The following is a 26,652-nucleotide window of genomic DNA, read 5'->3' on the forward strand; positions in this document are numbered from 1 at the left end:
CTGAGATGAAGCTCTCATGCATCACCATGCTGGCCACGCTGCTGCTCACGGCGCCCGCAGCCGCGCAGCTCCAGATCACGCCGCCGGCCACGACGCCGAGCGCACCCGCCGAAAAACACAAACCCAGGCCGCACACGATCACCAAAAAGAAGGAGGCGGCGCCCGCGCCGAAACCTTCGGCCTCCCCCAAGCCGTCCCCCTCGCCCAAGCCCGCCGCCACCGTGATCCCTGCGCCACCGACCGACGATCCCAATGTCGACCTGGTATTCGGCGCCTATCAGCGCGGCCAATACAAGACTGCCTTCGAGCTCGCCACGGTGCGCGCACAGGCCGGCGATCCCAAGGCGATGACCATGCTCGGCGAGCTCTATTCCAACGCCATGGGCATCCGGCGCGACTACGCCAAGGCAGCCGAATGGTACAAGCGCGCCGCCGATTCCGGCGATCGTGAAGCGATGTTCGCGCTCGCCATGCTGCGCATTTCGGGTCGAGGTGGCCCGGTCGACAAGAGCGAGGCAGTCAAGCTGATGGCATCCGCCGCCAAGCTCGGCGAGCCCAAGGCGGCCTATAACCTTGCCCTGCTCTATCTGGACGGCCAGACCCTGCCGCAGGACGTCAGGCGCTCCGCCGAACTGCTGCGCCAGGCCGCCGATGCAGGCCTGCCCGAGGCGCAATACGCGCTCGCGACCTTCTACAAGGAAGGCACCGGTGTGCCGAAGGACCCGGAACGCGCGGTGCGGCTGCTCCAGGCCGCCTCGCTCGCCGACAACGTCGATGCCGAGGTCGAATATGCGATCGCGATGTTCAACGGCACCGGCACGCCGAAGAACCAGCCGGCGGCCGTAGCCCTGCTCCGCAAGGCGTCCCGCCAGGGCAGCGCGATCGCGCAGAACCGGCTGGCATGGGTGCTGATCAACGGCGCGGGCACACCCATGGACAAGGTCGAGGGCTTCAAATGGCACCTGGTGGCCAAGACCGGCGGCAAGGGCGACCCCGAGCTCGACAAGGAATTATCCGATCTGCCGGCCGAGGAGCGGGCCAAGGCGGAGGCCGCCGCCAAGAAATGGCTCGGGACCAAATGACCTGACGCAATGACTTGACGCAAGCGCCCCCGCAGGGCACCCAATCCCTCAAACGGGCGCGATGTCTCGCCTTGCCCCCGATCCTTGCCCCGATCCAGTCCAGAGCTCATGCTGTATTCCGCCACTATCAACGTCATGGTCAAGGCTGCCCGCCGCGCCGGCCGCAGCCTCAAGCGCGATCTCGGCGAGATCGAGCATCTCCAGGTTTCGCTGAAGGGGCCGGCGAATTTCGTCTCGCTCGCCGACAAGCGCGCCGAGGAGATCCTCTACCAGGACCTCGCCAAGGCCCGGCCCGGCTACGGCTTCATCGGCGAAGAGGGCGGCACGCGCGAGGGCACCGACAAGAGTCACACCTGGATCGTCGATCCCTTGGACGGCACCACCAACTTCCTGCACGGCATCCCGCAATTCGCCATCTCGATCGGCCTCGCGCGCGAAGGCACCGTGATCGCCGGCGTGATCTACAATCCCGCCAATGACGAGCTCTACATCGCCGAGCGCGGCAAGGGCGCCTTCCTCAACGACCAGCGCCTGCGCGTGGCCGGCCGCCGCCAGCTGAGCGAATGCGTGGTGGCCTGCGGCCTGCCCCATATCGGACGCGGTGACCACGAGGAATTCCGCCGCGAGATGACCGCGATCCAGAACCGCGTCGCAGGCCTCCGCCGCTTCGGCGCCGCCTCGCTCGATCTCGCCTTCGTCGCCGCCGGCCGCCTCGACGGCTATTGGGAGCGCAATCTGCAATCCTGGGACATCGCCGCCGGCATGCTGATGGTACGCGAGGCCGGTGGCACGGTGAGCGACATCAACACGCCGGGCGATGCGCTGGTGACCGGGGACGTGGTGTGCGGCAATGAGTTCGTGCACGGGGAGCTGGTGAAGATTCTGCGGAAGCCGGCGTAGCAGTAGAAGCTGCTAGCCAATCACTCCGCCGTCATCACCCGTGAAAGCGGGTGATCCAGCATTCCAGAGACATCAGTCGGATACAGAAAGGCCGCGGCGTACTGGATGCCCGCCTGCGCGGGCATGACAGTTTGCCTTAGGGTTTCACCGGCGCCGGCGGCCCGTACGCCTCATCTTCCCTCACCGCCGCCGGCTCCCGGTCCCCCGCCAGCACGCGCTGCACCGAGACGAAGAACACCGGCACCATCAACAGCGCCAGGATCACCACCGCGATCATGCCGCCCATCACGACGCTGCCCAGCGCCTGCTGGCTGGCGCCGCCGGCGCCGTGGGCGATGGCCATCGGCAGCACGCCGCAGATGAAGGCGAGGCCGGTCATCAGGATCGGACGGAAGCGCAGGCGGCAGGCCTCGATGGTGGCTTCGACCAGCGGCTTGCCTTCTTTCCGCAGATCCTTCGCGAACTCGATGATCAGGATCGCGTCCTTCGCCGCGAGGCCGATGATGGTGATCAGGCCGACGGTGAAGTAGACGTCGTTGGGCAGGCTCCGCAGCGTCGCTGCGGCGACCGCGCCGACGATACCCAGCGGCACGGTCAGCAGCACCGCGAGCGGAATGGTCCAGCTCTCGTACAGCGCGGCGAGACACAGGAACACCACGAACACCGACAGCGCCAGCAGGAACGGCGCCTGCGAGCCCGACAGTTTTTCCTGGAGCGACTGTCCGGTCCATTCATAGCCGAAGCCCCGCGGCAATCTGTTGGCAAGCCGCTCCATCTCGGCAATCGCATCGCCCGAGGTGAAGCCGGGCCTGGCTTCGCCGGAGATGCGCACCGCCGGATAATAGTTGAAGCCGGCGATCTGCGTCGGACCGCGCGCCCATTCCACGGTGGCAAAGGACGAGAACGGCACCAGCTGGCCGCTTCTGTTCTTGACGTTGTAGTTGAGGATGTCCTCGGTCCGCATGCGGTCGCGGGCGTCGGCCTGCACCACGACGCGCTGCATGCGGCCGCGGTTCGGGAAGTCGTTGATGTAGTTCGAGCCGAGATTGGTCGAGATGGTGTTGTTGATGTCCTCGAAGGTGACGCCGAAGGCGCCGGCCTTCTCGCGGTCGATCACGAGGTTGACCACGCCGGCCTCGGGCAGGCCTTCGATATAGACCTTCTGGAGCACCGGGCTCGCATTGGCCTCCGCGATCAGCTGGTCGGCGGCGCGCATCAAGGCCTGATAGCCCTTCTGGCCGCGGTCCTGAAGGCGGAACGAGAAGCCGGAGGAGTTGCCGAGATTGTCGATCGGCGGCGGCTGCAGCGCCGAAATCTTGGCGTCGCGGATCGATGACAGATCCCGGTTGATGTCGTTGACGATCGCCGCGGCGGAATCCTTGGGCCCGCGCTCGGACCAGTCCTTCAAGGTGATGAAGGCCTGCGCGGTGTTCATGCCCTGGCCGGAGAAGCTGAAGCCCGTGAGGAAGGTGACGTTGTCGACGCCCGGCCGTGCGGCAAGATATTTTTCGACCTTCTCGATCACGGATTCGGTGCGGGCGTAGGACGAATCCGACGGGGTCTGCACGTCGGTGGTGACGAAGCCCTGATCGTCGACGGGCAGGAAGCCGCCGGGCAGGTTGACGAAGGCCCAGGACAGACCGACCAGCAGCGCGGCATAGACCAGCATCAGGCGGCCGGTGCGCTTCAGCGAGAAGCCGACGGTGCGCGCGTAGCGAAACCGGCAGGCCTCGAGGAAATGATTGAACCGGCTGAACACGAAATTGGTCGAATGGCCGTGCCCCTTGGCGATCGGCTTGAGCAGGGTCGCGCACAGCGCTGGCGTCAGCGACAGCGCCAGGAAGGCGGAGAAGCCGATCGCGGCGACCATGGTCACCGAGAACTGGCGATAGATGATGCCGACCGAGCCGGGAAAGAACGCCATCGGCACGAACACCGCCATCAGCACCAGCGTGATGCCGATGATGGCGCCAGATATCTGCGACATCGCCTTGCGCGTCGCTTCCTTCGGCGGCAGGCCTTCCTCGGCCATGATGCGTTCGACGTTCTCGACCACGACGATGGCGTCGTCGACGAGGATGCCGACCGCGAGCACCATGCCGAACATCGAAAGCATGTTGATCGAATAGCCGGCGAGCAGCAGCACCGTGCAGGCGCCCAGAAGCGCCACCGGCACCACGATGGTCGGGATGATGGTGTAGCGGAGATTCTGGAGGAACAGGAACATCACGACGAACACCAGCACCACGGCTTCGACCAGCGTCGACAGCACCTTCTCGATCGAGGCTTCGACCACGGGCGTGATGTTGTAGGGAATCTCGTAGGTGATGTTGGCCGGGAAGAAGCGCGACAGCTCCTTCATCTTCTCTTCGACCGCGCTCGCGGTCGCCAGCGCGTTGCCGGTCGGCGACATCAGCACCGAAAGGCCGGCGGTCGGCTTGCCGTTCAATCGCGTATTGAACTGGTAGCTGAGACCACCGACCTCGATGCGCGCGACGTCGCGCAGGCGCACGGTCGAGCCGTCGGCATTGGCGCGCAGGATGATGGCGCCGAATTCGTCCGGCGAGGAGAGCTGGCCCTTGACCAGCACCAGCGCGGAGGTGCGCTGGCTCGAGGTCGACGGCTCGGCACCGATGCTGCCCGAGGCGACCTGTGCGTTCTGAGCCGCAATCGCCTTGTTGACGTCGTCGGCGGTGAGTCCGTAGCCGACCAGCTTGGCCGGATCGACCCAGATGCGAAGCGAGCGCTCGGTCGAATAGAGCGTGGCGCGGCCGACGCCAGGAATGCGGCGGATCTCGCCCAGCACGTTGCGGATCATGAAATCGCCGAGACCGACCTCGTCCAGGCTGCCGTCGGTCGAGCTCAGCGTGATGATCTGCAGCACCGCGCTGGAGGCTTCCTCGACCAGAATGCCCTGCTGCATCACCGCGCGCGGCAGGCGCGCCTCGACGCGCTTGATGCGGTTCTGGACCTCGACCGAGGCGTCGTTGGTATTGGTGCCCGGCTGGAAGTTGGCGATGATCTCGACTTGGCCGAGCGAGTCGCTGGTCGATTCGAAATTGAGGATGCCCGAAGCGCCGTTGAGCTCCTCCTCGATCAGCCGCGTGACGCTGTTGTAGAGGTTTTCCGGCGAAGCGCCGGGATAGCTGGTCGAGATCGAGATCGAAGGCGGGGCGATGATCGGATATTGCGCGATCGGCAGCAACGGCACGGCAATCGCGCCGATCAAGCAGATGAACAGCGCGACCACCCAGGCGAAGATCGGCCTGTCGATGAAGAAACTCGGCATGATGCCTTACTGCATCATCTGGGCGCGTTGACTTTCCATGATGACTTCCGCCTCGGCCCAGGATTGCGGCTTGACCTTGTCGCCGGCCGCGAACTTCTGGAAGCCTTCCACGACGACCTTGTCACCGGCCTTGAGGCCGTCGGTGACGAACCAGAAGCCGTCTTGTGCCGACCCGATGCGCACGGGCTGCACCGCGACGCGGTGATCGTCCTTGACGACGAAGACTTCGCTGCCACCGCCGCCGTTACGCTGGATCGCCTGCTGCGGCACCGCGATTGCGTCGCTGTCGATGCCCTGCTCGAGCCGCACGCGAACGTACATGCCGGGCAGCAGTTCACGCTTCGCATTGGGGAACTCGCCGCGCAGCGTCACTTGTCCGGTATTGGCGTCAACCTTGGCATCTGAGAACAACAGCTTGCCGTTCGGCGGATAGATCGTGTCGTCGTCGAGCACGAGACGCACCTTGGCCGCATCGGGCGCAATGCGCTCGAGGTCGCCGCTCTCGAAGGCACGGCGCAGCTGGTTGAGCTCGTTCACGGACTGGGTGAAGTCGGCGTAGATCGGATCAAGCTGCTGAATGGTGGCGAGATTGGTCTCATTTTGCACCACGAGCGCGCCCTCGCTGACCAGCGCCGCGCCGACGACGCCGTCGATCGGCGCCCGCACCGTGGCGTAGTCGAGGTGGAGCTTTGCCCGCGCAAGATCGGCCTTGCGGCCCTCGACCTCGGCATGAGCCTGGCGCTCGGACGCGATTGCCTTTTCGTTCTCCGCTTCGGGCGCGGCGCGCTGGCTGGTGAGCGTGGCGATGCGATGCGCCTGCTGTTTGGCCTGCATCAGCGCCGCCTCCGCTTTGGCAAGCGCGGCCTCGTTGGCCGATACCTCGACCTCGAACGGACGCGGATCGATACGGTAGAGCGGATCGCCCGCCTTCACTTCGCTGCCCTGGTGGAATAGGCGCTCGACCACGATGCCGGAAACGCGGGGCCGAACGTCGGAGACCCGCGTCGGCGCGATGCGGCCAGGGAGTTCCCGCACGATGGCGCGGGGCTGCGGCCGGACCGTGACGATGCTGACCTCGGGTTCGGTCGGTTGTGCCTGGACGATCGCAGAGTTTGATTCATCGCAGCCCGCAAGCAGCGGCGCTGCGACCGCGAGCACAATTGCTATGCAGGCGGATCGCACATTTAGCGCTGGCATAAGGGTAGTCGCCCCGTTCAATCACTCATGGTTTCGGACTTCCGGAGAAGTTCCGGACAGTGTGATACCGAAATGCAAAATAATCGTTGCTTGCTGCGACGCAATGAGAGCGTGGGCGGCTCATTGTCACACGATCTAACGCTGTGAAAAAACTTCCATTTTAAAGATTCACTCGATTGTGAGTCGAGTTCCACCGCCGCGTGCTGCGGCGGAACATCGCAATCAGTCGGCTGCTTGCATCCGGCAATGGCTGATTCCCCATTCGGTCCTCCCGGCGTAGCCGAACAGCCGGATTTCGCGAGGAGGAACCAGCGCCAGCGACGCATCCAAAGAGCAGTTCTCGCCATGGACCCTGCGCAAGGGCGCCTCGGTGGCGCCAGCCATGTCCGGATGCGCGTCACCAGCTTGCGCCAGTTCGTCTTCTGCCCGGACGTCCCGACCGAGACGATGCGGTCGAACTGGCCTTCGGGCGAAAAAACGTTCATGTCCGAGGTGACCGCGCGCAGGTTCGGGAGTCGCGCAGCCACGCCTCGTCCTCGACATGGTTGCGCTGCGCTTGCGAGTTCGACACCACCCTCACCCTTGCGTGCGGAAACTGTCGGGCCATCCACAGCGACAGCGAGCCCCAGCCAACTCGAGGATGGTCTGGCCATCGGCAAGACCGGCATGCTCGACCGTCCGGCGCAGTGCCTCCTCCTCCGCCCCTCCCCCCGAATGGCGAACTTCTGCAGATAGCTGCGTACAAAGCGTCGCTTCCGGTCCGGGTTCCCCGAGCTGTCCCCCGAATCGGCGTATCCGGCGCTTTTTTTGGGCTGGCGCTGTGCCATAGTGCGCACCGCAAACAAGCTTACGTAACGGATGATTCCGGCCATGCCGTCTGGCACTTCCCGCTCCACCATGGATATCGAGTACACCAAACTGTCCTCGCCCAGCGTCTTCCTGGTGCGGATGCTGGTCTTCCTGGTGCTGTGCACGCTGGTGGGGGTGGTGCTCTACAAGCAGATCATCCAGGCCTTCTTCGCCAATCCCGGGCTCAATGCCCTGATCGGGGCAGTGCTGTTCATCGGTATCGTGCTGGCCTTCCGCCAGGTCATCCGGCTCTATCCCGAAGTCTCCTGGGTCAACAATTTCCGCATTGCCGATCCGGGCCTTGCGCCGGCCCGGCATCCAAGACTGCTGGCGCCGATGGCGGCGATCCTCGGCGGCGAGCGCTCCGGGCGAATGACCATCACCCAGACCACGATGCGGCACCTGCTCGATTCGATCGCGACCCGGCTGGACGAAGCCCGCGACATCTCGCGCTATATGACCGGCCTCCTGGTCTTCCTCGGCCTGCTCGGCACCTTCTGGGGCCTGATCGAAACGGTCGGCTCGGTCGGCAAGGTGATCGACGGGCTCAAGGTCGGCGGCGATGCCGGCTCGCTGTTCGACACGCTCAAGGAGGGCCTCGCCGCCCCGCTCGGCGGCATGGGCATTTCGTTCTCCAGCTCGCTGTTCGGCCTCGCCGGCTCGCTGATCCTCGGCTTCCTCGACCTGCAATCGAGCCAGGCACAGAACCGGTTCTATACCGACCTCGAAGACTGGCTCGCCACCACTGTGCGCGAATATGGCAGCGGCGAAGCGCCCGTTGCGGCGGGCGGCGGCGTCGCCGGCGGCGAGCTCCAGGCCGCGGTCGAACGGCTGCGCTCCGTGTTCGAGGAAGGCAGCGCCAGCCGCGGCACCACGGCGGCGATGGCGAGCCTTGCCGAGGCGATCCAGGCGCTGGTCTCGCACATGCGCACCGAGCAGCAGATGATCCGCGAATGGGCCGACGGCCAGGGCGAGCAGAACCGCGAGATCCGGCGCCTGCTGGAGCGGATCGCGCGCCAGCCCGAGAAGAGCTGAGGATACGCTGGACTATCGTGCCCCGGACGCGGCGCAGCACCAGAAGCGCGTTTACGCGCGTCTTCGACACGCTATGGTGATGCGCTGCAGAGCCGGAGCCCAGCATCAGGGACAATATGGGTCCCGGCTCTGCGAAGCAGCGTTGCACGCTGCGTCGCGTCCGGGACGCAAAAGTGGAGACTGACAACATGGCCCTAGCGCGCGGCCGCCGCAGCGACGGCGCCTTCAACTACTGGCCCGGCTTCGTCGACGCGCTGTCGACGCTGGTGCTGTCGATCGTGTTCCTGCTGTCGGTGTTTCTGGTGGTGCAGTTCTTCCTCTCGCAGGAGGTGACTGGCAAGGACAAGGCGCTGGAGCTGCTCAACGCCAAGATCGCCCAGCTCAACGAGCTGCTGTCGCTGGAAAAGCTCGGCAAGCTTTCGCTCGACGACCAGGTCTCGCAATTGAAGGCGGGCCTCGCTTCGGCCGAAAGCGAGCGCGACCGCATCAAGGGCCTCTATGACGGCCTTGCCGCCGCCGGCAACGACGCACAGGGCAAGACCGCCGAGCTCGGCAAGGCGCTGGACTCCGAGAAGGCGGTCTCGGCGCGGGCGCTGGCGCAGATCGAGGTGCTGAACCAGCAGATCAGCGCGCTGCGCCGGCAATTGGCGGCGCTGGAAGAGGCACTCGATGCCAGCGAGAAGCGCGACAAGGAATCGCAGAACCGCATTGCCGATCTCGGCTCGCGCCTCAACGTGGCCCTGGCGCAGCGGGTGCAGGAATTGTCGCGCTACCGTTCGGAATTCTTCGGCCGCCTGCGCGCCATCCTCGGCAACCGGCCCGATATCCGCATCGTCGGCGACCGCTTCGTGTTCCAGTCCGAAGTATTCTTCGACACCGGCCAGGCGACCTTGCTGCCCGAGGGCCGCACCGAGCTCGACACGCTCGCGACCGCGCTGATCGAGCTCGACAAGAAGATCCCGAGCGAGATTCCCTGGGTGCTGCGCGTCGACGGCCATACCGACGTGCGCCCGGTCAACGGCCCGAACTTCAAGTCGAACTGGGACCTGTCCGCCGCCCGCTCGATCTCGGTGGTGCAATATCTGATCTCGCTCGGCGTGCCCGCCCAGCGCCTCGTCGCGGCCGGCTTCGGCGAATTCCAGCCGCTCGATCCCGGCAACACCGAGGAGGCCTACAAGCGCAACCGCCGTATCGAGCTGAAGCTGACGGAGCGGTAGTGAGCGCGCTCCACCTCCGCCCCTACCGCCCCGAGGACGAAGCCGCCGCGATCGACCTCTGGCATCGCACCTGGCAGCAGGCCTATCCGCAGATCGACTTCGCTGCGCGGCTGGAATGGTGGCGCGAGCGCTGGCGCAAGGACCTGGTGCCGAAGGCCTCGATCATGGTGGCGGAGCAGGACGGCGCGCTGATCGGTTTCGTCACGATCGATGGCGAAGGCTATCTCGACCAGCTCGTGGTCGATCCCGCGCATTGGGGCTCGGACGCCGCGCGGTTGCTGGTCGATGAGGCCAAGCGGCTGTCGCCTTCGGGAGTCACGCTGCTCGTCAACAAGGACAACGCCCGCGCCATCCGCTTCTACGAGCGCAACGGCTTTGCCCATGCCGGTGACGACGTGAACCCGACCTCGGGCCGGCCGGTGCTGAAGATGGCCTGGCGGGCGTGAGGCCCCCGGCACTCTCCGCCGTCATTGCGCGCGCAGTGAAGCAATGACGCAGTATGCGGCGTCTACGCCCCCTCGAACTGCAACCTCGCGAGCCTCGCATAGAGTCCGTTCGCCGCCACCAGCTCGGCATGTGTGCCCTGCTCGACGATCCGGCCCTGGTCCATCACCAGGATGCGGTCGCAGGACAGCACGGTAGCGAGGCGATGCGCGATCACCAGCGTGGTGCGGTGGCGCATCAGCTCTTCCAGCGCGGTCTGGACCAGCGTCTCGCTTTCGGCGTCGAGCGCGGAGGTCGCTTCATCCAGCAGCAGCAGCGGTGCGTCGCGCAGGATGGCGCGCGCGATCGCGATGCGCTGGCGCTGGCCGCCGGAGAGCGTCACGCCGCGCTCGCCGAGCGCCGTCTCGAAACCTTCGGGCAGGCGGCGAATGAACTCGGCGGCATGCGCCAGCTCTGCGGCGCGCTCGACCTCGGCATCGGTCGCATCGGGCCGGCCGAAGCGGATGTTCTCGCGGGCGGTCGCCGCGAACACCACCGATTCCTGCGGCACCAGCGCGATGCGGGCGCGGAAATCGTGCGGGTCGGCGGATTTGACCGGCACGCCGTCGAGCGCAATCGTCCCGCTGCGCGGATCATAGAAGCGCAGCAGCAGGTGAAAGATCGTGCTCTTGCCGGCGCCGGAGGGACCGACGATCGCGACCTTCTCGCCGGGGCGGACGGCGAACGACACGGCGTCGAGCACCTTGACGTCGGACCGCGCCGGATAGGCGAAGCTGACCTGATCGAAGCCGACCTCGCCGCGGGCCGGCACCGGCAGCGCCCGCGGCGCCGCGGGTGCGGCGATCTCGGGCCTCACGTGCAGGATCTCGAACAGGCGCTCGGCCGCGCCTGATGCCGCCGAGACCTCGCCCCAGACCTCGCTGAGCTGGCCGAGGCCCGCCGCGGCGAACACGGCATAAAGCACGAACTGGCCGAGGCGGCCGGGCGTAATCGCGCCGGAGAGCACGTCATGCGAGCCGATCCAGAGGATGGCGACCACGCTTGCGAACACGATGAAGATGATGATGGCCGTGAGCACGGCGCGGGCCTGGGTCGAGGTGCGCGCTGCCTCATAGGCATGTTCGACCTCGCCGCCGAAACGCTTCTCGGCGAATGGCTCGCTGGTATAGGCCTGCACGGTGCGGATCGCGCCGACCAACTCGCCCGCATAGGCGGAGGCGTCGGCGAGCGTGTCCTGCGCATTGCGCGACAGACGCCGCACCCAGCGCCCGAAGGCGACCAGCGGCAGCACGATCAAGGGGATGGCCAGCAGCACGAAGCCGGACAATTTCGGGCTCGTGATCACCATCATTGCCGTGGCGCCCAGAAACATCATCAAATTGCGCAACGCGATCGAGACCGAGGCGCCGACGGCCGATTTGAGCTGGGTTGTGTCGGCGGTGAGCCGCGAGATCAATTCGCCGCTGCGCGCCGAATCGAAGAAGGCGGGGGAGAGCGACAGCAGATGGGCGAAGACGTCGCGCCTGAGATCGGCGACGATGCGCTCGCCGATCGTCATCACCAGATAGTACCGCGCAGCGCTCGCGAGCGCGAGCACGCCGACCACCGCGAGCATCACCGAGAAGTAGCTGTTGATCAGCTCGATGCCCTCTGGCGTCAGGCCGAAATCGATCATCCTGCGCACCGCGACCGGCACCAGCAGCGTCGTCAGTGCGGCGATCGTGAGCGCGACGAAGGCCAGCGCCGCCCGGCCGCGATAGCGTCCCACATAGGGCGCGAGCGCAAGCAGCGGCCGCAGCTTGGCGCGGCCCTTGGCCGGCTCTTCGATCAGCTCGGCTTCGATGGAGGGGGTGTCCGCGGCGTTCATTCCGGGCTGATCGGCATACTGGTCATCAAGCCGTTCCACTGCGCTCATAAGATCCGACCCATTGCATTGATTTGCTCCCAATAGGCTGGTGCAACAGTAGTGGCAAATCCGGGAAGTCCCTTAGGGGCAAACCCGGTTCAACAGCCCGGCATGGCTTGTTTTACTGGGTTTCGTGGGGTATAGAGCCGCCCAAATCCGTCATTCGCTAGCCACACAAGAAGGCGCCGGAGCGCCGAGGAATTGCCATGAAAGCCGAAATTCATCCGGATTATCATACGATTAAGGTCGTCATGACCGACGGAACCGAGTACCAGACCCGTTCGACCTGGGGCAAGGAAGGCGACACGCTGAACCTCGACATCGACCCGAAGTCGCACCCGGCCTGGACCGGCGGTTCCGCGCAGATCATGGACCGCGGCGGCCGTGTCTCGCGCTTCCAGAAGAAGTTTTCGGGCTTTCTCAAAAAGGATTGATCCGGCCCGCAAGGCTGGAGACGAAAACGCCCCCGGAGAACCGGGGGCGTTTTGTTTTGGGCCGCTGTCATTCCGCGGCGATGCGCAGCATCGAACCCGGAACCTCGAGATTCCGGGTTCGGCTCTACGAGCCGCCCCGGAATGACAGCGGAGGCTTACCTTTCGAACGCAGCTTTCAGCGCGTTGAGGTGCGGCACCAGCGGGTTGCCGATGGCGACGTGCTCGGCCGGCGGGGTGTGGATCGTGCTGTCGAGGCGGCGCACGCGGGTCTGCAGGCTCATCGAGCGATGGATCAGGTCCTGGAGCTGCTCCGGCAGCTTCTCGATGGTGTCGGCGGGGCCGGGATCGGCGGCGCTGAGCTTGACCTTGGTCTTCTCGCGGTTGGCCTGGCTCAGCGTCATCTCGCCTTCCTTCACCGCGCGGTGCAGCAGCAGCCACGAGGCGAGCTGCATCAGGCGGGTGGTGAGGCGCATGCTTTCGGTCGCATAGGTGAGGCTGACGGCGCGGTCGAGCGCCTTGGCCTCGACGCGGCCGGCGCCGTCGAGATAGGCGGCGGTTTCCTCGACGAGGTCCATGCCCTCGCGGAACAGGGCACCGAACGCCGCAGAATTGGTGAACCGTTCACTGAGCTGAACGAGAGCACCTTCGGCTTGCAAACGTTCCATGGTTAACGCCCCTTACGCAACTGTTTACCGGTCCGGCTTTGGCGCCGGCTTATGATGAACAAATCATTGCGCGCTGCGGGCGCCGAGTCCAGTGACAAGCGCGGATATGGTTTCCGCGGGTCCTTCCTCGGAATTCAACCGGAAGGAGACGCGAGCAGGCGGGAGTGGACAAAAAAAGAGCCGCCGGAGACCGGCGGCTTTGAAAGTTGATAACAGGGAGGCGTCAAACAGAGTGGACAGGAGCCACTCGGTGTCCAAACGAGGACAGCGCCAGTCATAAACCCGAAAGCTTAATCGACCGTAAACGAACGAATATTTTGACGGTTCGTTAGCCATGTCGGCCAGCGGCCGAGTATGGAGGCGGAACAAAACTCTCCGCCGCCATTCCGGGGCGCGACGAAGTCGCGAGCTACGATGCGCAATTGCGCATCGTAGCTCGGCACTGACGCGCCGCCCCGGAATGACGAGCGGAGAAAGTTCGGTGCACGGGTCCGGAACGACAGCAATCGTGTGGCGACCACTACTTCTTGAAAAAGCTGTTGGCCGCATCGCGCGAGGCGCGCTTCCTGGTGGCGGCTTCTTCCAGCCTGACGATCTCGGTCTTGAGCAGCGCGACACGCTCGGTCAGTTCCTCCACGGACAAGAGTGAGAGATCCTGTCCGATTTCATGTGTGATCTTCTTGCGCGGGCGGTCGTCGTCTTCCGTCGGCATCGTCATTCCTCCTGCGTGAGGCGGTTGCCAGCCCGGGCCGCGCTGGCTAAGCAAAGACCTCGTTTCCTACCGCACCTTTGCTCAAGGACACATCATGGACAAGCTGCCCGCGCAAATGACCGTGGTCGCCATCTCCAAGCCCGGCGGACCGGAGGTGCTGGTGCCGGAACAGCGGGCCGTTCCGCAGCCCGGCCCCGACGAGATCCTGGTCAAGGTTGAGGCCGCGGGCGTCAACCGGCCCGACGTGGCGCAGCGCTCCGGCGCCTATCCGCCGCCGCCCGGCGCCAGCGACCTGCCGGGCCTTGAGATTGCCGGTGAAGTGGTCGCCGTCGGCAGCAACGCCAAGCGGCACAAGATCGGCGACAAGGTGATGTCGCTGGTCGCCGGCGGCGGATACGCCCAGTACTGCATCGCCCAGGACGCCCAGGCCATGAGCGTGCCGCCGGCGCTGTCGATCAAGGAAGCCGGTGCCCTGCCGGAAACCCTGATGACGGTCTGGCACAACGTGTTCGAGCGCGGCGGCCTGAAAGCCGGCGAGACGCTGCTGATCCATGGCGGCTCCTCCGGCATCGGCACCATGGCGATCCAGCTCGCCAAGGCGTTCGGCGCAAGGGTGTTCGTTACCGTGGGATCGCAGGACAAAATCGACGCCTGCCTCAAATTGGGCGCCGACCGCGCCATCAACTACAAGACCGAAGACTTCGTCGCCGTGGTCAAGGCGGAGACCGACAATCTTGGCGTCAACCTGATCCTCGACATGGTCGCCGGCGACTATGTCGACCGCAACTATGATGCTGCCGCGGTCGACGGCCGTATCGTCCAGATCGCGACCCTCAACGGCCCCAAGGTCAGCGTCAACATCGCCAAGGTCATGGTCAAGCGCCTGACGCATACCGGCTCGACGCTGCGCCCCCGTAGTAATGCGGACAAGGCGGCAATGGTGGCCGCGATCGAGGCGAAAGTGATGCCGCTTCTGCGCGAAGGCCGCATCAAACCGGTGATGGACAGCACTTTCCCGCTGGAAAAGGCCGCTGACGCGCACCGGCGCATGGAGACCTCAGCACATATTGGCAAAATTGTGTTGGAGGCCTAGGCTGCTGGCCCACAGGAGACGCCGGAAACCCTTTGATTTTCCTCGCTTTCGTGGCATCTATCGCGACGCACCGGACCCATCCCGTCCGGTGTGAAATCGTCTTCCACTGAAGAGTTTGCGTCGAACGCGGAGAACTGACCTTGCGTCTGATCAGGTGCCTCGCGCCCATCGCGCTGGGCCTCATGATTCTCGTCGCCGCGTACCCTGCGCGCGCGCTCGATGCCGTCAGCGTCCGCAGCGACGCGCCCGCGATCGATCTCACTGGCGTGCTCGAGCATCAGCGCAGCGATGCCGATCGCATCCAGGTCTCAACCGCGCCCGGCACCGACGGTATCGTCCGCCGCATCGAGGTGCGCGCCCGCGAAGGCGGGCAGAACTGGGTGGTGTTCGCGCTCGCCAACAACACCGACGACCAGCTCGACCGCCTGATCGTCGCCCCGCATTACCGCATCGTCTCCTCGGGGCTGCTGTGGCCCGACCTCGGCCTGTCGCGCATCGCGACCATCACGCCCTCGATCGGCGACCGGCCGGAACGTCAGGAAAGCGCCACGGCCGACGTGTTCCGCATCACGCTCGACCCCGGCGCCGTCGTCACCTTCGTTGCGGAGCTGCGCACCGACAAGCTGCCGCAGCTCTATCTGTGGGAGCCGGAGGCCTACAAGGATAAGGTCAACTCCTTCACGCTCTACCAGGGCATCGTGATCGGCATCTCGGGGCTCCTGGCGCTCGTCCTCACCATTCTGTTCGTCGTGAAGGGCAGCATCATGTTCCCGGCCGCCGCGGCGCTGGCCTGGGCGGTGCTGGTCTATATCGGCGTCGATTTCGGCTTCTGGGGCAAGGTGCTCGACATGTCGAACAACGCCGAGCGCATCTGGCGCGCGGCGGGTGAGGCGATTCTGGCGGCAACGCTGCTGGTGTTCCTGTTCGCCTATCTCAATCTCAGCCGCTGGCATGTGCGCTATTCTCACATCACGGTCGGCTGGCTTGCCTTTCTCGGCTCCCTGGTGGCGCTCGCGCTGTTCGATCCGGCGGTGGCTTCCGGCATCGCGCGCATTTCGCTGGTGCTGATCGCCTTCGCCGGTTTCGCGCTGATCGTCTATCTCTCCACCCACGGCTTCGACCGCGCCGTGCTCTTGATCCCGACCTGGTTCCTTCTGGTGGTCTGGGTGGTCGCGGCCGGCATGACGGTCGCCGGCTCCGTCACCAACGACATCGTCGGCCCTGCCCTGCTCGGCGGCCTCGTGCTGATCGTGATGCTGATCGGCTTCACGGTGATGCAGCACGCCTTTGCCGGCGGCGGCGCCACCACGGGCGTCGTCTCCGATATCGAGCGGCGGGCGCTGGCACTGGCCGGCTCCGGCGATCTGATCTGGGACTGGGACGTGTCCGCCGACAAGGTTTTCACGAGTCCCGAGACGGAAGCTTTGCTGGGCCTCAAGCGCGGCACGCTCGAAGGGCCCGCAGCCTCCTGGCTCGAGGTGCTGCATCCGCTCGACCAGGACCGCTTCCGCGCCGCGCTCGACAGCGTGCTCGACCAGCGCCGCGGCCGCCTGGTCCAGGATTTCCGCCTGCGCACGCCGGACGGCCATTTCATGTGGTTCGCGCTGAAGGCCCGCCCGGTGGTCGGCTCCGACGGCGAGGTCTCGCGCGTCGTGGGCACGCTGACCGACGTCACCGAGCTGCGCAACGCCGAGGAACGCCTGCTGCACGATTCCGTGCATGACAACCTCACCGGCCTGCCCAACCGCAAACTGTTCATGGACCGGCTGGGCGCGGTCGCCAATCTTGCCAAGACCGTGCCGACGCTGCGGCCGACGCTGATGGTGATCGACCTCGACCGCTTCAAGCAGGTCAACGATTCCGTCGGCATTGCGGTCGGCGATTCCATTCTGCTGACGCTGGCGCGCCGCCTCACCCGCATCCTGAAGCCGCAGGACACGCTGGCCCGGATCGCCGGCGACCAGTTCGGCCTGATCCTGCTCTCGGAGCAGGACCCGGCCCGCATCACCGCCTTCGCCGAGACCATCCGCAAGACCATCCGCGCGCCGATCGCCTTCAACGACCGCGAAATCTTCCTGACGGCCTCGATCGGCCTCGCGCTGTCCGACCCGCAGACCCAGCTCACGGACGAGATCATCAAGGACGCCGAGCTGGCGATGTATCACTCCAAGCGCATCGGCGGCGACCGCATCGACGTCTACAAGCCCGCCATGCGCGCGCGAAAGACCGACCGGCTGACGCTCGAAAGCGAGTTGCGCCGCGCCATCGAGCGGCAGGAGATCACGATTCTCTATCAGCCGATCGTGCGGCTGGAGGATCGCTCCATCGCCGGCTTCGAGGCGCTGGCGCGCTGGGATCATCCGAAGCTCGGGCGCATGGCGCCCTCGGAATTCATCACCATCGCGGAAGAAACCGGGCTGATCGTCGACCTCGGCATGTTCGTGCTCGACCAGACCGCAAAGCAGCTCTCGGTGTGGCAACGCGCGATGCGCTCGCGCGAGCCGATCTTCGCCTCCGTCAACGTGTCGTCACGGCAATTGCTGCGCCACGACCTGATCCACGACATCCGCACCGTGCTGTCGCGCTCCTCAGTGGCGCGCGGCACGCTCAAGCTCGAATTGACGGAATCGCTGGTGATGGAGAACCCGGAGCACGCGGCGCAGATGCTGACGCGGATCCGCGAGCTCGGCACCGGGCTCTCGCTCGACGATTTCGGCACCGGCCACTCCTCGCTGGCCTATCTCCAGCGTTTCCCGTTCGACACCATCAAGATCGACCAGTCCTTCGTGCGCACCACCAACCGCGGCACGCGCCCGGTGATCCTGAAGTCGATCATCGCGCTCGCACATGATCTCGGCATGGACGTCGTGGCCGAAGGCGCCGAGACCGATTCGGACGCGGTCGAGCTCTACCAGATGGGCTGCGAGTACGCGCAGGGCTTCGCCTTCGGCGAGCCGATGGACGCCGACGCGGCGATGCGCCTCTTGACGGAAGTGCGGCTGGAAGCGGCGAGCTGACTGCTCTCTTACCCTTCCCTTGAGGGGGAGGGTCGATCGCGCGCAGCGCGAGCGGGGTGGGGTGATCGCTCCACTCGGGCACCGTTGGACGTGGAAAGACTGTCACCCCACCCCGGCTCACATTTCGCTACACTCAATGTGAGCCGACCCTCCCCCTCCAGGGGAGGGTGGGCAGCGTCGCCAGCCGTGCTATCGCCGCCGCTCGTTCCTCTGCTTCCTGAACCGCACGCTCGCACCGTCCGGCATCCGCGTCGCCACGAAGCCGGCGGCGAGGCAGGCTTCGCGTTGCGGCATCTGGATGTCGGGGCTGCGCAGGCTGTCCCACCAGGAGGCACGATGCGCCGCGCGCGGCAGCGCCGCACCGATGATCTCCTCGATCTGCTCGAAGCTCAGCACGAACTCCTCCTGCTTCTGCCGCATCAGATAGTCGCGCAACGCGTCATAGTCGTTCACAATCGTCCTCTCGTTCGAAGCCAGACCTGCCCAAATGAGTCTGCTCGCATCAGGCTGCCTAAAACCGGGAGCCGCATAAACCGATTCTTAACTCATTGCGGCAGCGCCGTCGCGGTTTAAACACTACTCAAGATTTCGGGCGCACGACTGGTGTCGGGAGCGAGCGATGCTGTCTGGATGGCGCGAAATCACGGCCCGCCGGCCGTGGCGGATTTCGGCGAAGCTGCTGATCATCTCGTCCGTGGTGACGGTGATCGGGTTCTCGGCCATTTGCGTCAATGTGATGCTGGACATGCGCCGCGGCGAGGAGGCACTCGCCCGCCAGACGCTGGAGAACCTCGCGACCACCATCGAATCCGACATCAGTCGCAACCTCGAGATCTACGATCTGTCGCTGAAGGCGGTCGCGAGCAACATGCTGCTGCCCGAGCTGGCAACCGTCTCGAAGCCGATCCGTCACCTGATCCTGTTCGACCATGCCATGACCGCCAAGCATTTCGGCGCTATCCAGGTGTTCGATTCCGAGGGCAGGCTGACGATCGACGCCTCCACGCTCGATCCGGCACCGGAGAACCGGAGCGAGGAGGACTATTTCAAGATCCATCGCGACAATCCCGGAGCGGAGCTCTTCGTCAGCCGTCCCATGCTGTTCCGCGGCGCGTACTCGATCGTGCTGAGCCGGCGCGTCAGCGACACCGACGGCGGCTTCATTGGCGTCGTCGCCGGTTCGATCCGATTCAGCTATTTTCACGAATTGTTCGAGCGGCTGAACCTCGGCCCCGAAGATACCATCACCGTGCTCAAGCGCGACCGCACCATCATGATGCGGCGGCCATTCGATCTCGACGTGATCGGCAAGAACCTCGGCACGCGCCAGGACTGGAAGGCGGACAATTTGCGCGCCGGCGGCTCATATGCCGGTCAAGGCCCCGTAGACACGACTCCGCGGCTGTACGTTCGCAGCAGCGGCACAAGTCCGCTGTTCGTTGTCGCTGGCAAACCCCTGAGCGCAGTGTTCGAACTGTGGCGGAAGGAGGCCTATCGAATCGGCGCCGTGGTGGTGGCGCTCATCCTGTTCATGCTCGCATCGGCGCTCGTGCTCGCGCGCGAGATCGGCCGGCGCGCCGAGGCCGAACGCAGGCTCGAGGAGATGGCGACGACGGACGCCCTCACAGGCCTGCGGAACCGCCGCAAGTTCGATTCCGTCATCGACGTCGAATGGCGACGCGCCATGCGCCAGAAGGCTCCGGTCGCGCTGCTGATGATCGATGCCGATCACTTCAAGGCCTACAACGATACGTTCGGCCATCAGGCCGGCGACCAGGTCCTGGTCGGCATTGCCATCTGCATTTCCGATTCGGCGAGCCGCGCCGGCGACTGCGCCGCGCGCTATGGCGGCGAGGAATTCGCCGTGCTGCTGCCCAACACCTCGGCCACCGACGCGTTCAAGGTCGCCGAGACGATCCGCCTCAAGGTACAGGGCTGGTCCGACGATCAGGCGATGTCGACGGTCTCCTGCGGCATCGCCAGCCTCGTCCCCGCCGCCGGCATGGACTGGTCGATCCTGGTCGCCGCCGCCGACAAGGCGCTCTATGCCGCGAAAGCCGGCGGCCGCAACCAGTCGGTGGTGGCGAGCCTGCCGAAGCTGCCGATGGTGGCGTGAGGCTGCTCCTCGCCGTCGTTACGCGCGACGCGATCCACCAAATACTCGATGTCGTCCCTGCGAACGCAAGGACCCATAACCACCTAGTGGTTTGGCGAAGACGTGTCGCTCGGTACTGCTACCGAACACGATCGATGGATCACGCGGTATGGGTCGCTGCATTCGCAGGGACGACAGCGGAGTTTGTAGCTACTGCTGCCCCAGATACTTCTTCATCTCCGCGATCAGCCCATCGCGCAATTCCGGACGCTTCATGCCGTAGGCGATGTTGGCGCGCAGGAAGCCGGGCTTGGAGCCGCAATCGTGGCGCTCGCCCTCGAACTCGACGCCGTAGAATTTCTGCGTCTTGGCAAGCCCGATCATGGCATCGGTGAGCTGGATCTCGCCGCCCGCGCCGCGCTCCTGGGTCTCCAAAATCTTGAAGATCTCGGGCTGGAGGATGTAGCGGCCGGTGATCGAGAGGTTCGAGGGCGCCGTACCCTTGGCCGGCTTTTCAACCATGCCGTCGACCTCGAACATCTTGCCATTGCGCTTGCCGACGCCGCAGATGCCGTATTGATGGGTCAGGTGATCGGGCACCGCCTCGACCGCGATCAGATTGGATTTCTCCCCAAGCGAGGATGCCGTCTCGATCATCTGCTTCAGGCAGCCGGGCGTATTGAGCACGAGTTCGTCCGGCAGCACCACGGCGAACGGCTCGTTGCCGACGATGTCGCGCGCACACCAGACGGCGTGGCCGAGGCCGAGCGGCGCCTGCTGGCGGGTGAAGCTGACGGCGCCGGCTTCCGGCTGGTTCTGCGCCAGGATGTCCTGCTCGGCCTTCTTGCCGCGCGCGGCCAGCGTCGTATCGAGCTCGAACATGCGGTCGAAATGATCCTCGATGACACTCTTGTTACGGCCGGTGACGAAGATGAAATGCTCGATGCCGGCTTCCCTCGCCTCGTCGTAGACGTACTGGATCAGCGGCTTGTCGACGATGGTCAGCATTTCCTTCGGCATCGCCTTGGTGGCGGGCAGGACGCGGGTGCCGAGGCCGGCGACGGGGAATACAGCTTTGCGAATTTTCATGTGATCGATCGAATACCTGGGGCACATGGGACGGGAGCAATGGCATCTTGCTAGCCTGTTTGCAGCCGCCAACAAAGGCGGATGTGGGGCCTCGCCCGGACGGAGTTAAGAAAAAGGCCGCCACCAAAATTTCACCTTTGTTAAGCTATTGGCAACGCTAACCGGGCCTCCTGTGGCGGATTTTTTCAGGCCGACGGGTGGGACATGATGCAAACGATGGCAGGGCTGGCAAAACGGGCGGGATTTATGACCGGCGCAGCGATGGTTGCCGCCGCTTTGCTGCTGCCGGCCTGCGCCCGCGCTCAGGCGCAGAACGGCCTGTCCAACCTGTTCGGCGGCATCTTCTCCGGACCCAATCCCGCGCCTTCGCAAGCAACGCCCGGCCCCGGCGGCACACCGACGGGAGCATTGCCTTGGAGCGGCGAGGACGGCGCCTCCGGCCATCCGTTGATGACGGCCGCCGCGATCCGCGAGGCCGCCGGCAACTTCAACAATTGCGTCGCCGCGATGTGGCCCGATGCCGCACGGCGCAACATCACGCAGGAGAATTTCCAGCGCTTCACAGCGGGGCTCTCACCCGACCTGCGCATCATGGACCTCATGGACTCGCAGCCGGAGTTCACCAAGTCGATCTGGGACTATCTCGACATCCTGGTGAACGACAACCGCCTCGCCAGGGGTCGCGAGATCCTCGCCAAGTACAAGGCGCAGTTCGACGCCACCGAAAGGGCCACCGGCGTCGACCGCTATATCATCGCCTCGATCTGGGGTATCGAGTCCAACTATTCGACGCAGATGGGCGACCGCAGCGTGTTGCAATCGACCGCGACGCTCGCCTGCATCGGCCGCCGCCAGGCCTATTTCAAGGACGAGTTCCTCTCCGCGCTGGAGATTCTCAACCGCGGCGATCTCAGGCCTGAACAACTGCGCGGCTCCTGGGCCGGCGCCTTCGGCCCGACCCAGTTCATGCCGACCGCGTTCAAGCGCTTTGCCGTCGATGCTGACGGCGACGGACGGCGCGACGTCGTCGACAATCCCGCCGACCTGATCGCCTCCACCGCCAACAATCTGAAGAAGGACGGCTGGCAGGCGGGCCAGACCTGGGGCTACGAGGTCGTGGTGCCCCAGGGATTCAACTACATGCTGGCCGATCGCGCCAAGGCGATGCCGATCGCGCAATGGGAGAAGCTCGGGCTGAAGCGGGCGACGGGGCAGCCGTTCCCGCATCCGGCGGAGAAAGCCTATCTGCTCGCACCGGCCGGCGCGCAGGGACCGGGCTTCCTGATGCTGCAGAATTACCGCGTCATCATGAAGTACAACCCGGCCGAGGCCTATGCGCTGGCGATCGGCCATTTCGCCGACCGCCTGCGCGGGGGGCAGCCGTTCGTGCAGCCCTGGCCGCGACAGGAGCGGGAGCTGGCGCGCACCGAGCGGCTGGAACTGCAGCAGCTGCTGGCCCAGCGCGGCTTCTACAAGGGCACCCCGGACGGCCAGTTCGGCGGCCAGACAAGGGAAGCCCTGCGCCACTTCCAGGCCTCGATCGGGGTGCCCGCCGACGGATTTGCCTCATCGGACGTGCTGGACCGGCTGCGCGGGCGGTAAGATCGCGCCGAAAGTAGCCCTGAGGCGGGATTTTGGCAGGCAGCCTTGACGCCGGCGGCTGTTCCCCGGTGTATGGGAGAAGAATCTGCAAAGAGAATCTGCCCGTTTGGCGCCGGATTCCGTTATTATATCGGGCCACTTCCAATCCCCTTGCGCGTACCCGAGATCGCATGTCGAAGAAGTCCCTGTTCAAGGCGCTGACCGAGACCGGCCCGTTGATCGCGCTGGGGACGGCGCTTGCGATTTTGGTCTCGGTCGCAGGACCTGCCTCGGCGCAGTTCTTCAACTTCCCCGGTTTCGGCGGTCCGCCGCAGCGCGCGGCCCCACCACCACGCCACGGCGGCGGAGGTGGCGGATGGTTCGGCGGCGACTTCTTCGCACCGTACCCGCAGCAACAGCCGCAGGCGCCGCGCCAGGATTTTTCGCGCGCACCGGGGCCGGCGAAACGCGACACGATTCCCGAGAAGAATGTCTTGGTGATCGGCGACGCCATGGCCGACTGGCTCGCCTACGGCCTGGAAGACGCCTACGCCGAACAGCCCGACATGGGCGTGATCCGCAAGCACAAGACCACGTCCGGCCTCATCAAGTATCAGCCGAGGGGTGAGCCCGCGGACTGGGCGGCGGCCGCCAGGGGCATTCTCGAGACCGAAAAGCCCGACGTGATCGTCGTCATGCTCGGCCTCAACGACCGCATCGCGATCCGCGAGCCCGCCGCCGAGAAGTCGGACAAGGCCTCCGACAAGGACAAGAAGAACGACAAGGGTGCGCGCGCCAAGCCGCAGCAAGCAAAGCCGGGTGACGCCAAGCCCGGCGACGCCAAACCCCACGGCACCGATACCGCCGCCAAGCCTGACGACAAGGCTGCCGATGCCGAGCTGCCGCAGGACGACGCCGAAAATGCCGACACGCCTGCGGCCGCGCCGGAGAAGACCGCGCGCAACCCGAACGGCCTGTACGAATTCCGCGACGACCGCTGGGTCGAGCTCTACGGCAAGAAGATCGAAGAGCTCGCCAACGTGCTCAAGGCCAAGGGCGTGCCGGTGCTCTGGGTTGGCCTGCCAGCAGTTCGCGGACCGAAGGGCACCGCGGACACGCTGTTCCTTGATTCGCTGTACCGGGAGGGCGCGGCCAAGGCCGGCATCACCTATGTCGACGTGTGGGACGGCTTTGTCGACGAAGCCGGCCGCTTCCTCCAGAAGGGCCCGGACTTCGAAGGCCAGATTCGTCAGCTCCGCAGCTCCGACGGCGTCTATTTCACCAAGGCCGGCGCGCGCAAGCTCGCGCACTTTGTCGAGCGCGAGATCACACGCCTGCTTGCGGGACGCTCCGGCCCGATCGCGCTGCCGAGCGAGCCTGCTACCCCCGATACCAGCGCCGAGCCGGGCAAGCCCGCGCCGCGGCCGCTGGCAGGGCCGATCGTGCCGCTGGTTGCAGCCTCGATTTCGACCGATCAATTGCTGGGCGGGCCAGGCACGCGTCCCGCCGCCGTCGATGCGCTCGCTGCGAAGACCATGGTGAAGGGTGAACCGCTGGCGGCTCCGGCCGGCCGCGCCGACGATTATGCCTGGCCGCGCCGGGAAGTCGGCCGCGAGCAGGCCAAGGGCGATACGCCGATGGCCACGACGACGCCCGACGGCGCGGCGCAGCGTTCGCCGGGAGCGGCCGCCGTGATCGCGCCGCCGAAGCTCGCGCCGAAGAAGCCGCAGGTCCCGCCGCAGCAGCCGGCCCAGGCAACGCCCGCAGTCCGGGATTTCTTCGGCTTCGGCTCTCCGCAGCCGCGGCAATGGACGCCGGCCCCAGGGCCGCGCAATCCGAATTCCAATCCAGGGATTCCGCGCCCGCCTGCCAATGTCGGGCGATCGGCGGAGATGTTCCGGTAATCTGTCTTGTTGATTTGAGCTGTCATTCCGGGACACGCGCAGCGCGAGCCCCGGAATGACGTGGTATCCGCTCGGCCCTAAATTAATAACGCCAACGCGGCGGCGGGCGGCGCGCGGGTCGGGACATCAGGAGCGCCAGCGCAAAACCGATGCCGCCGGCGACCAGCAGCGCGCCGAGCGGGTTGTCCTGCACTTTCTGCGCGATTGCCTTCGAGCCGTCGCGGAAAGTGTCGCCACTGTTCTCGTAGGCGTCCTTGGCATAGCTTGCGGCGGTATCCGTGGCGTCACGCACCGCATCCTTGGCCTGGCCGTAGAGATTCTGCACCGTGCCCGCGGCCTCCCGCGCCTTGCCTGACGCCTGCGTCTTCGCATCGCCTGCCATGTCTCCGATCGCGCCTTCCGCGCGTCCGGCATATTCCTTGGCCGATCCAACAATCCGATCCGTATCCATGATGGTCCTCCTCGGGGGTCAGCCCAAGTAACCGATCAGAAGCAGTGCAGTTCCACGTGATCAGAGAATGAGACCGCCATCGACGACCAGCGTCTGGCCGATGATGTAGGACGACAGCGGCGAAGCCAGGAACAGCGCCGCGCCCGCCATGTCGGCCGGCGTGCCCAATCGCCGCAGCGGGATGCGCGCGAGCGCGCCTTCGAGTCGCTTCGGATTGTCGGTCGTCACCTTCGTCATCTTGGTGTCGACGAGCCCGGGCGCGATGCCGTTGACGCGAATGCCGTCCTCGGCCCAGGCCTCGCCCAGCGTCCGCGTCAATCCGACCGCACCGGTCTTCGACGCATTGTAGGCGGGATTGCCCATGGTGGAATGATAGGCCGCGGTCGAGGACACGATGATCAGCGCGCCCTTCGAATCCCGCAACATGGAATGAAACCGCGTGGCGCAGGCCATCAGGCTCATCAGATTGACCTCGACCACCTTGCGAAAGCCAGCCATCTCGAACTCGCCGCGGCGATAGAGCACCGCGCCCTGCGCGAGCACGAGTACGTCGAGCCTGTCGAAGGAGGGCTTGAACGCCTCGATCGCTCCGGCATTGCCGACGTCGAGCTGGGCATAGGCGAGGCCCGTGAGATCGGAGCCTTCCTCGATGGAATATTCCGCAGGCCGAGCACGCGTGCCGCAAACCGCGACGTGCGCGCCTCTCGTGCGGAAAGCCTGCGCGATGCCGTTGCCGATGCCGCTGGAACCGCCGACCACCAGCACCTGCCTGCCTGAGAAATCGAGCTCGTTCGCCATTGCGGCCTCCCCTTTGTCTTGCTTGTTTGACCTGTCTGCGGATCGATGCCAGCCTTGTCAATCATAACAAGAACAAGCGCAGCCGCGAGGAAACAGCATGTCCGACTCTAGGGAGCTCAGCCGGTCCGTGAAGGGCCTGACCGTTCTCGTCACCGGCGCGGCCAGCGGCATGGGACGCGCGACCGCGCGCGTGTTCGCCGCCGAGGGCGCGAACGTGGCCGTCACGGATTTCGACGAGCAAGGCGCGCATGCGGTCACCGGGGAGATTGCGGCGAACGGTGGCGCAGCAAGGGCGTGGAAGCTCGACGTCGCCGACAGCGGCGAGATCAAGCGCGTGGTCGGCGATGTCGCCGCACATTTCGGCGGGCTCGACATCATCGTCAACAATGCCGGCATCTCCGTGCGTGTCGCGATCGACGATGAGGCCTATGAGGACGCCTGGGCCAGGGGCATCGCCGTGATGCTGACGGCGCATCCGCGCGTCATCCGCGCTGCGCTGCCCCATTTGCGCAAGTCGAAGAGCCCGCGCATCGTCAACATCGCCTCGACCGAGGCGCTCGGGGCGACCGCATTGCACAGCCCATATTCGGCAGCGAAGGGCGGCGTCGCCAGCCTCACCCGCTCGCTGGCGGTGGAGCTCGGCCGCGAGGGCATCACCGTCAACTGCATCTGTCCCGGGCCGATCCGCACCGCCATCACCGACCGCATCTCCGAGGAGCACAAGACCATCTACGCCAAGCGCCGCACCGCACTCGGCCGCTACGGCGACCCCGAGGAGGTCGCGCACATGACCTTGAGTCTGTGCCTGCCGGCGGCGTCGTTCCTCACCGGCGCGGTGATCCCGGTCGATGGCGGACTGATGGCGCGGAATGCGTGAGAGCCATGCGCTCGAAG

At 65.6% G+C, this 26,652-nt stretch carries 22 protein-coding genes; 12 read left to right on the forward strand and 10 right to left on the reverse strand.

The window, feature by feature from the left end:
* Positions 1–5 precede the first annotated feature (5 nt).
* Together XH87_RS19235 and XH87_RS19240 are read left to right on the forward strand one after the other, a co-directional pair.
* Entirely contained in the window at positions 6–1,082 is a 1,077-nt protein-coding gene (locus tag XH87_RS19235; protein ID WP_158667505.1) for a tetratricopeptide repeat protein, read from the forward strand.
* A gap of 108 nt (positions 1,083–1,190) precedes the next feature.
* Positions 1,191–1,982, forward strand: coding sequence for an inositol monophosphatase family protein (locus XH87_RS19240; RefSeq protein WP_035708483.1), 792 nt, complete (start codon positions 1,191–1,193; stop codon positions 1,980–1,982).
* Between the two features lie 136 nt (positions 1,983–2,118).
* Here XH87_RS19240 and XH87_RS19245 read toward each other — a convergent pair whose 3' ends face one another.
* The 3 genes from XH87_RS19245 to XH87_RS36815 all read right to left on the reverse strand — a co-directional run bounded on the left by XH87_RS19245 (position 2,119) and on the right by XH87_RS36815 (position 6,852).
* Positions 2,119–5,271, reverse strand: coding sequence for a multidrug efflux RND transporter permease subunit (locus tag XH87_RS19245; protein ID WP_271588473.1), 3,153 nt, complete (start codon positions 5,269–5,271; stop codon positions 2,119–2,121).
* A gap of 6 nt (positions 5,272–5,277) precedes the next feature.
* Positions 5,278–6,468 carry an efflux RND transporter periplasmic adaptor subunit gene (locus XH87_RS19250; protein ID WP_271588474.1) on the reverse strand — a complete coding sequence of 397 codons (1,191 nt, stop codon included), beginning with the start codon at positions 6,466–6,468 and terminating at the stop codon, positions 5,278–5,280.
* Positions 6,469–6,690: 222 nt separating this feature from the next.
* A complete protein-coding gene (locus XH87_RS36815) occupies positions 6,691–6,852 on the reverse strand; it encodes a hypothetical protein (RefSeq protein ID WP_442868285.1) in 162 nt (53 codons plus the stop codon).
* 486 nt (positions 6,853–7,338) lie between these two features.
* Here XH87_RS36815 and XH87_RS19260 point away from each other — a divergent pair, with 486 nt between their 5' ends.
* From XH87_RS19260 to XH87_RS19270, 3 genes are all read left to right on the forward strand, one after another.
* A complete protein-coding gene (locus tag XH87_RS19260) occupies positions 7,339–8,352 on the forward strand; it encodes a flagellar motor protein MotA (protein WP_271588475.1) in 1,014 nt (337 codons plus the stop codon).
* A 188-nt stretch (positions 8,353–8,540) separates the two neighbouring features.
* The gene (locus XH87_RS19265) at positions 8,541–9,569 is read left to right on the forward strand and encodes a peptidoglycan -binding protein (RefSeq protein WP_035708520.1); all 1,029 of its coding nucleotides are present in this window, start codon (positions 8,541–8,543) and stop codon (positions 9,567–9,569) included.
* A complete protein-coding gene (locus XH87_RS19270; RefSeq protein ID WP_271588476.1) occupies positions 9,569–10,015 on the forward strand; it encodes a GNAT family N-acetyltransferase in 447 nt (148 codons plus the stop codon). Before XH87_RS19265 ends, XH87_RS19270 begins: the two co-directional genes overlap by 1 nt.
* A 62-nt stretch (positions 10,016–10,077) precedes the next feature.
* Here XH87_RS19270 and XH87_RS19275 read toward each other — a convergent pair whose 3' ends face one another.
* Positions 10,078–11,928, reverse strand: a complete 1,851-nt coding sequence (locus XH87_RS19275) for an ABC transporter ATP-binding protein/permease (RefSeq protein WP_271588477.1) — start codon at positions 11,926–11,928, stop codon at positions 10,078–10,080.
* Positions 11,929–12,125: 197 nt separating this feature from the next.
* Between XH87_RS19275 and rpmE the strand changes: the two genes are divergently transcribed.
* Positions 12,126–12,353: a 50S ribosomal protein L31 gene (rpmE, locus tag XH87_RS19280; RefSeq protein ID WP_271588478.1), complete on the forward strand. Its 228-nt coding sequence runs from the start codon at positions 12,126–12,128 to the stop codon at positions 12,351–12,353.
* 155 nt (positions 12,354–12,508) lie between these two features.
* Here the strand turns inward: rpmE and rcdA are convergent, their stop codons facing one another.
* Positions 12,509–13,018 (reverse strand): protease adaptor protein RcdA, encoded by a 510-nt coding sequence (rcdA, locus tag XH87_RS19285; RefSeq protein ID WP_035708498.1) that lies wholly within the window; start codon positions 13,016–13,018, stop codon positions 12,509–12,511.
* A 520-nt stretch (positions 13,019–13,538) separates the two neighbouring features.
* The gene (locus XH87_RS19290) at positions 13,539–13,730 is read right to left on the reverse strand and encodes a DUF1192 domain-containing protein (RefSeq protein WP_035708500.1); all 192 of its coding nucleotides are present in this window, start codon (positions 13,728–13,730) and stop codon (positions 13,539–13,541) included.
* Between the two features lie 94 nt (positions 13,731–13,824).
* Between XH87_RS19290 and XH87_RS19295 the strand changes: the two genes are divergently transcribed.
* Both XH87_RS19295 and XH87_RS19300 read left to right on the forward strand, forming a co-directional pair.
* A complete protein-coding gene (locus XH87_RS19295; RefSeq protein WP_158667623.1) occupies positions 13,825–14,823 on the forward strand; it encodes an NAD(P)H-quinone oxidoreductase in 999 nt (332 codons plus the stop codon).
* A 140-nt stretch (positions 14,824–14,963) separates the two neighbouring features.
* Positions 14,964–17,840 (forward strand): EAL domain-containing protein, encoded by a 2,877-nt coding sequence (locus tag XH87_RS19300; RefSeq protein ID WP_271588479.1) that lies wholly within the window; start codon positions 14,964–14,966, stop codon positions 17,838–17,840.
* A gap of 189 nt (positions 17,841–18,029) precedes the next feature.
* Here XH87_RS19300 and XH87_RS19305 read toward each other — a convergent pair whose 3' ends face one another.
* Positions 18,030–18,293: a DUF7662 domain-containing protein gene (locus tag XH87_RS19305; protein ID WP_035708505.1), complete on the reverse strand. Its 264-nt coding sequence runs from the start codon at positions 18,291–18,293 to the stop codon at positions 18,030–18,032.
* A 166-nt stretch (positions 18,294–18,459) separates the two neighbouring features.
* Here XH87_RS19305 and XH87_RS19310 point away from each other — a divergent pair, with 166 nt between their 5' ends.
* Entirely contained in the window at positions 18,460–19,956 is a 1,497-nt protein-coding gene (locus XH87_RS19310; RefSeq protein ID WP_271588480.1) for a sensor domain-containing diguanylate cyclase, read from the forward strand.
* 189 nt (positions 19,957–20,145) lie between these two features.
* Here XH87_RS19310 and XH87_RS19315 read toward each other — a convergent pair whose 3' ends face one another.
* Positions 20,146–21,024 carry a UTP--glucose-1-phosphate uridylyltransferase gene (locus XH87_RS19315; protein ID WP_035708522.1) on the reverse strand — a complete coding sequence of 293 codons (879 nt, stop codon included), beginning with the start codon at positions 21,022–21,024 and terminating at the stop codon, positions 20,146–20,148.
* Positions 21,025–21,270: 246 nt separating this feature from the next.
* Here XH87_RS19315 and XH87_RS19320 point away from each other — a divergent pair, with 246 nt between their 5' ends.
* Together XH87_RS19320 and XH87_RS19325 are read left to right on the forward strand one after the other, a co-directional pair.
* The gene (locus tag XH87_RS19320; RefSeq protein ID WP_271588481.1) at positions 21,271–22,626 is read left to right on the forward strand and encodes a lytic murein transglycosylase; all 1,356 of its coding nucleotides are present in this window, start codon (positions 21,271–21,273) and stop codon (positions 22,624–22,626) included.
* 170 nt (positions 22,627–22,796) lie between these two features.
* Positions 22,797–24,509: an SGNH/GDSL hydrolase family protein gene (locus XH87_RS19325; protein WP_271588482.1), complete on the forward strand. Its 1,713-nt coding sequence runs from the start codon at positions 22,797–22,799 to the stop codon at positions 24,507–24,509.
* Positions 24,510–24,591: 82 nt separating this feature from the next.
* Here XH87_RS19325 and XH87_RS19330 read toward each other — a convergent pair whose 3' ends face one another.
* Positions 24,592–24,960 (reverse strand): CsbD family protein, encoded by a 369-nt coding sequence (locus XH87_RS19330; protein ID WP_035708510.1) that lies wholly within the window; start codon positions 24,958–24,960, stop codon positions 24,592–24,594.
* A 60-nt stretch (positions 24,961–25,020) separates the two neighbouring features.
* Positions 25,021–25,758, reverse strand: a complete 738-nt coding sequence (locus XH87_RS19335) for an SDR family NAD(P)-dependent oxidoreductase (protein ID WP_035708512.1) — start codon at positions 25,756–25,758, stop codon at positions 25,021–25,023.
* 97 nt (positions 25,759–25,855) lie between these two features.
* Here XH87_RS19335 and XH87_RS19340 point away from each other — a divergent pair, with 97 nt between their 5' ends.
* Positions 25,856–26,635, forward strand: a complete 780-nt coding sequence (locus XH87_RS19340) for an SDR family NAD(P)-dependent oxidoreductase (protein WP_271588483.1) — start codon at positions 25,856–25,858, stop codon at positions 26,633–26,635.
* Positions 26,636–26,652: the final 17 nt, after the last annotated feature.

The organism is Bradyrhizobium sp. CCBAU 53415 (assembly GCF_028128735.1).
Lineage (GTDB): Bacteria > Pseudomonadota > Alphaproteobacteria > Rhizobiales > Xanthobacteraceae > Bradyrhizobium.

Bases quoted from the DNA above. Each gene is read 5' to 3' on its own strand.
- XH87_RS19290 (WP_035708500.1), bottom strand. From the start codon at position 13,730: ATGCCGACGGAAGACGACGACCGCCCGCGCAAGAAGATCACACATGAA.
- XH87_RS19340 (WP_271588483.1), top strand. From the start codon at position 25,856: ATGTCCGACTCTAGGGAGCTCAGCCGGTCCGTGAAGGGCCTGACCGTT.
- XH87_RS19250 (WP_271588474.1), bottom strand. From the start codon at position 6,468: ATGCCAGCGCTAAATGTGCGATCCGCCTGCATAGCAATTGTGCTCGCG.
- XH87_RS19320 (WP_271588481.1), top strand. From the start codon at position 21,271: ATGACCGGCGCAGCGATGGTTGCCGCCGCTTTGCTGCTGCCGGCCTGC.
- XH87_RS19310 (WP_271588480.1), top strand. From the start codon at position 18,460: ATGCTGTCTGGATGGCGCGAAATCACGGCCCGCCGGCCGTGGCGGATT.
- XH87_RS19260 (WP_271588475.1), top strand. From the start codon at position 7,339: ATGCCGTCTGGCACTTCCCGCTCCACCATGGATATCGAGTACACCAAA.
- XH87_RS19295 (WP_158667623.1), top strand. From the start codon at position 13,825: ATGGACAAGCTGCCCGCGCAAATGACCGTGGTCGCCATCTCCAAGCCC.
- XH87_RS19315 (WP_035708522.1), bottom strand. From the start codon at position 21,024: ATGAAAATTCGCAAAGCTGTATTCCCCGTCGCCGGCCTCGGCACCCGC.
- XH87_RS19245 (WP_271588473.1), bottom strand. From the start codon at position 5,271: ATGCCGAGTTTCTTCATCGACAGGCCGATCTTCGCCTGGGTGGTCGCG.
- XH87_RS36815 (WP_442868285.1), bottom strand. From the start codon at position 6,852: ATGGCTGGCGCCACCGAGGCGCCCTTGCGCAGGGTCCATGGCGAGAAC.
- XH87_RS19235 (WP_158667505.1), top strand. From the start codon at position 6: ATGAAGCTCTCATGCATCACCATGCTGGCCACGCTGCTGCTCACGGCG.
- XH87_RS19335 (WP_035708512.1), bottom strand. From the start codon at position 25,758: ATGGCGAACGAGCTCGATTTCTCAGGCAGGCAGGTGCTGGTGGTCGGC.
- rpmE (WP_271588478.1), top strand. From the start codon at position 12,126: ATGAAAGCCGAAATTCATCCGGATTATCATACGATTAAGGTCGTCATG.
- XH87_RS19265 (WP_035708520.1), top strand. From the start codon at position 8,541: ATGGCCCTAGCGCGCGGCCGCCGCAGCGACGGCGCCTTCAACTACTGG.
- XH87_RS19240 (WP_035708483.1), top strand. From the start codon at position 1,191: ATGCTGTATTCCGCCACTATCAACGTCATGGTCAAGGCTGCCCGCCGC.
- XH87_RS19275 (WP_271588477.1), bottom strand. From the start codon at position 11,928: ATGAGCGCAGTGGAACGGCTTGATGACCAGTATGCCGATCAGCCCGGA.
- rcdA (WP_035708498.1), bottom strand. From the start codon at position 13,018: ATGGAACGTTTGCAAGCCGAAGGTGCTCTCGTTCAGCTCAGTGAACGG.
- XH87_RS19325 (WP_271588482.1), top strand. From the start codon at position 22,797: ATGTCGAAGAAGTCCCTGTTCAAGGCGCTGACCGAGACCGGCCCGTTG.
- XH87_RS19330 (WP_035708510.1), bottom strand. From the start codon at position 24,960: ATGGATACGGATCGGATTGTTGGATCGGCCAAGGAATATGCCGGACGC.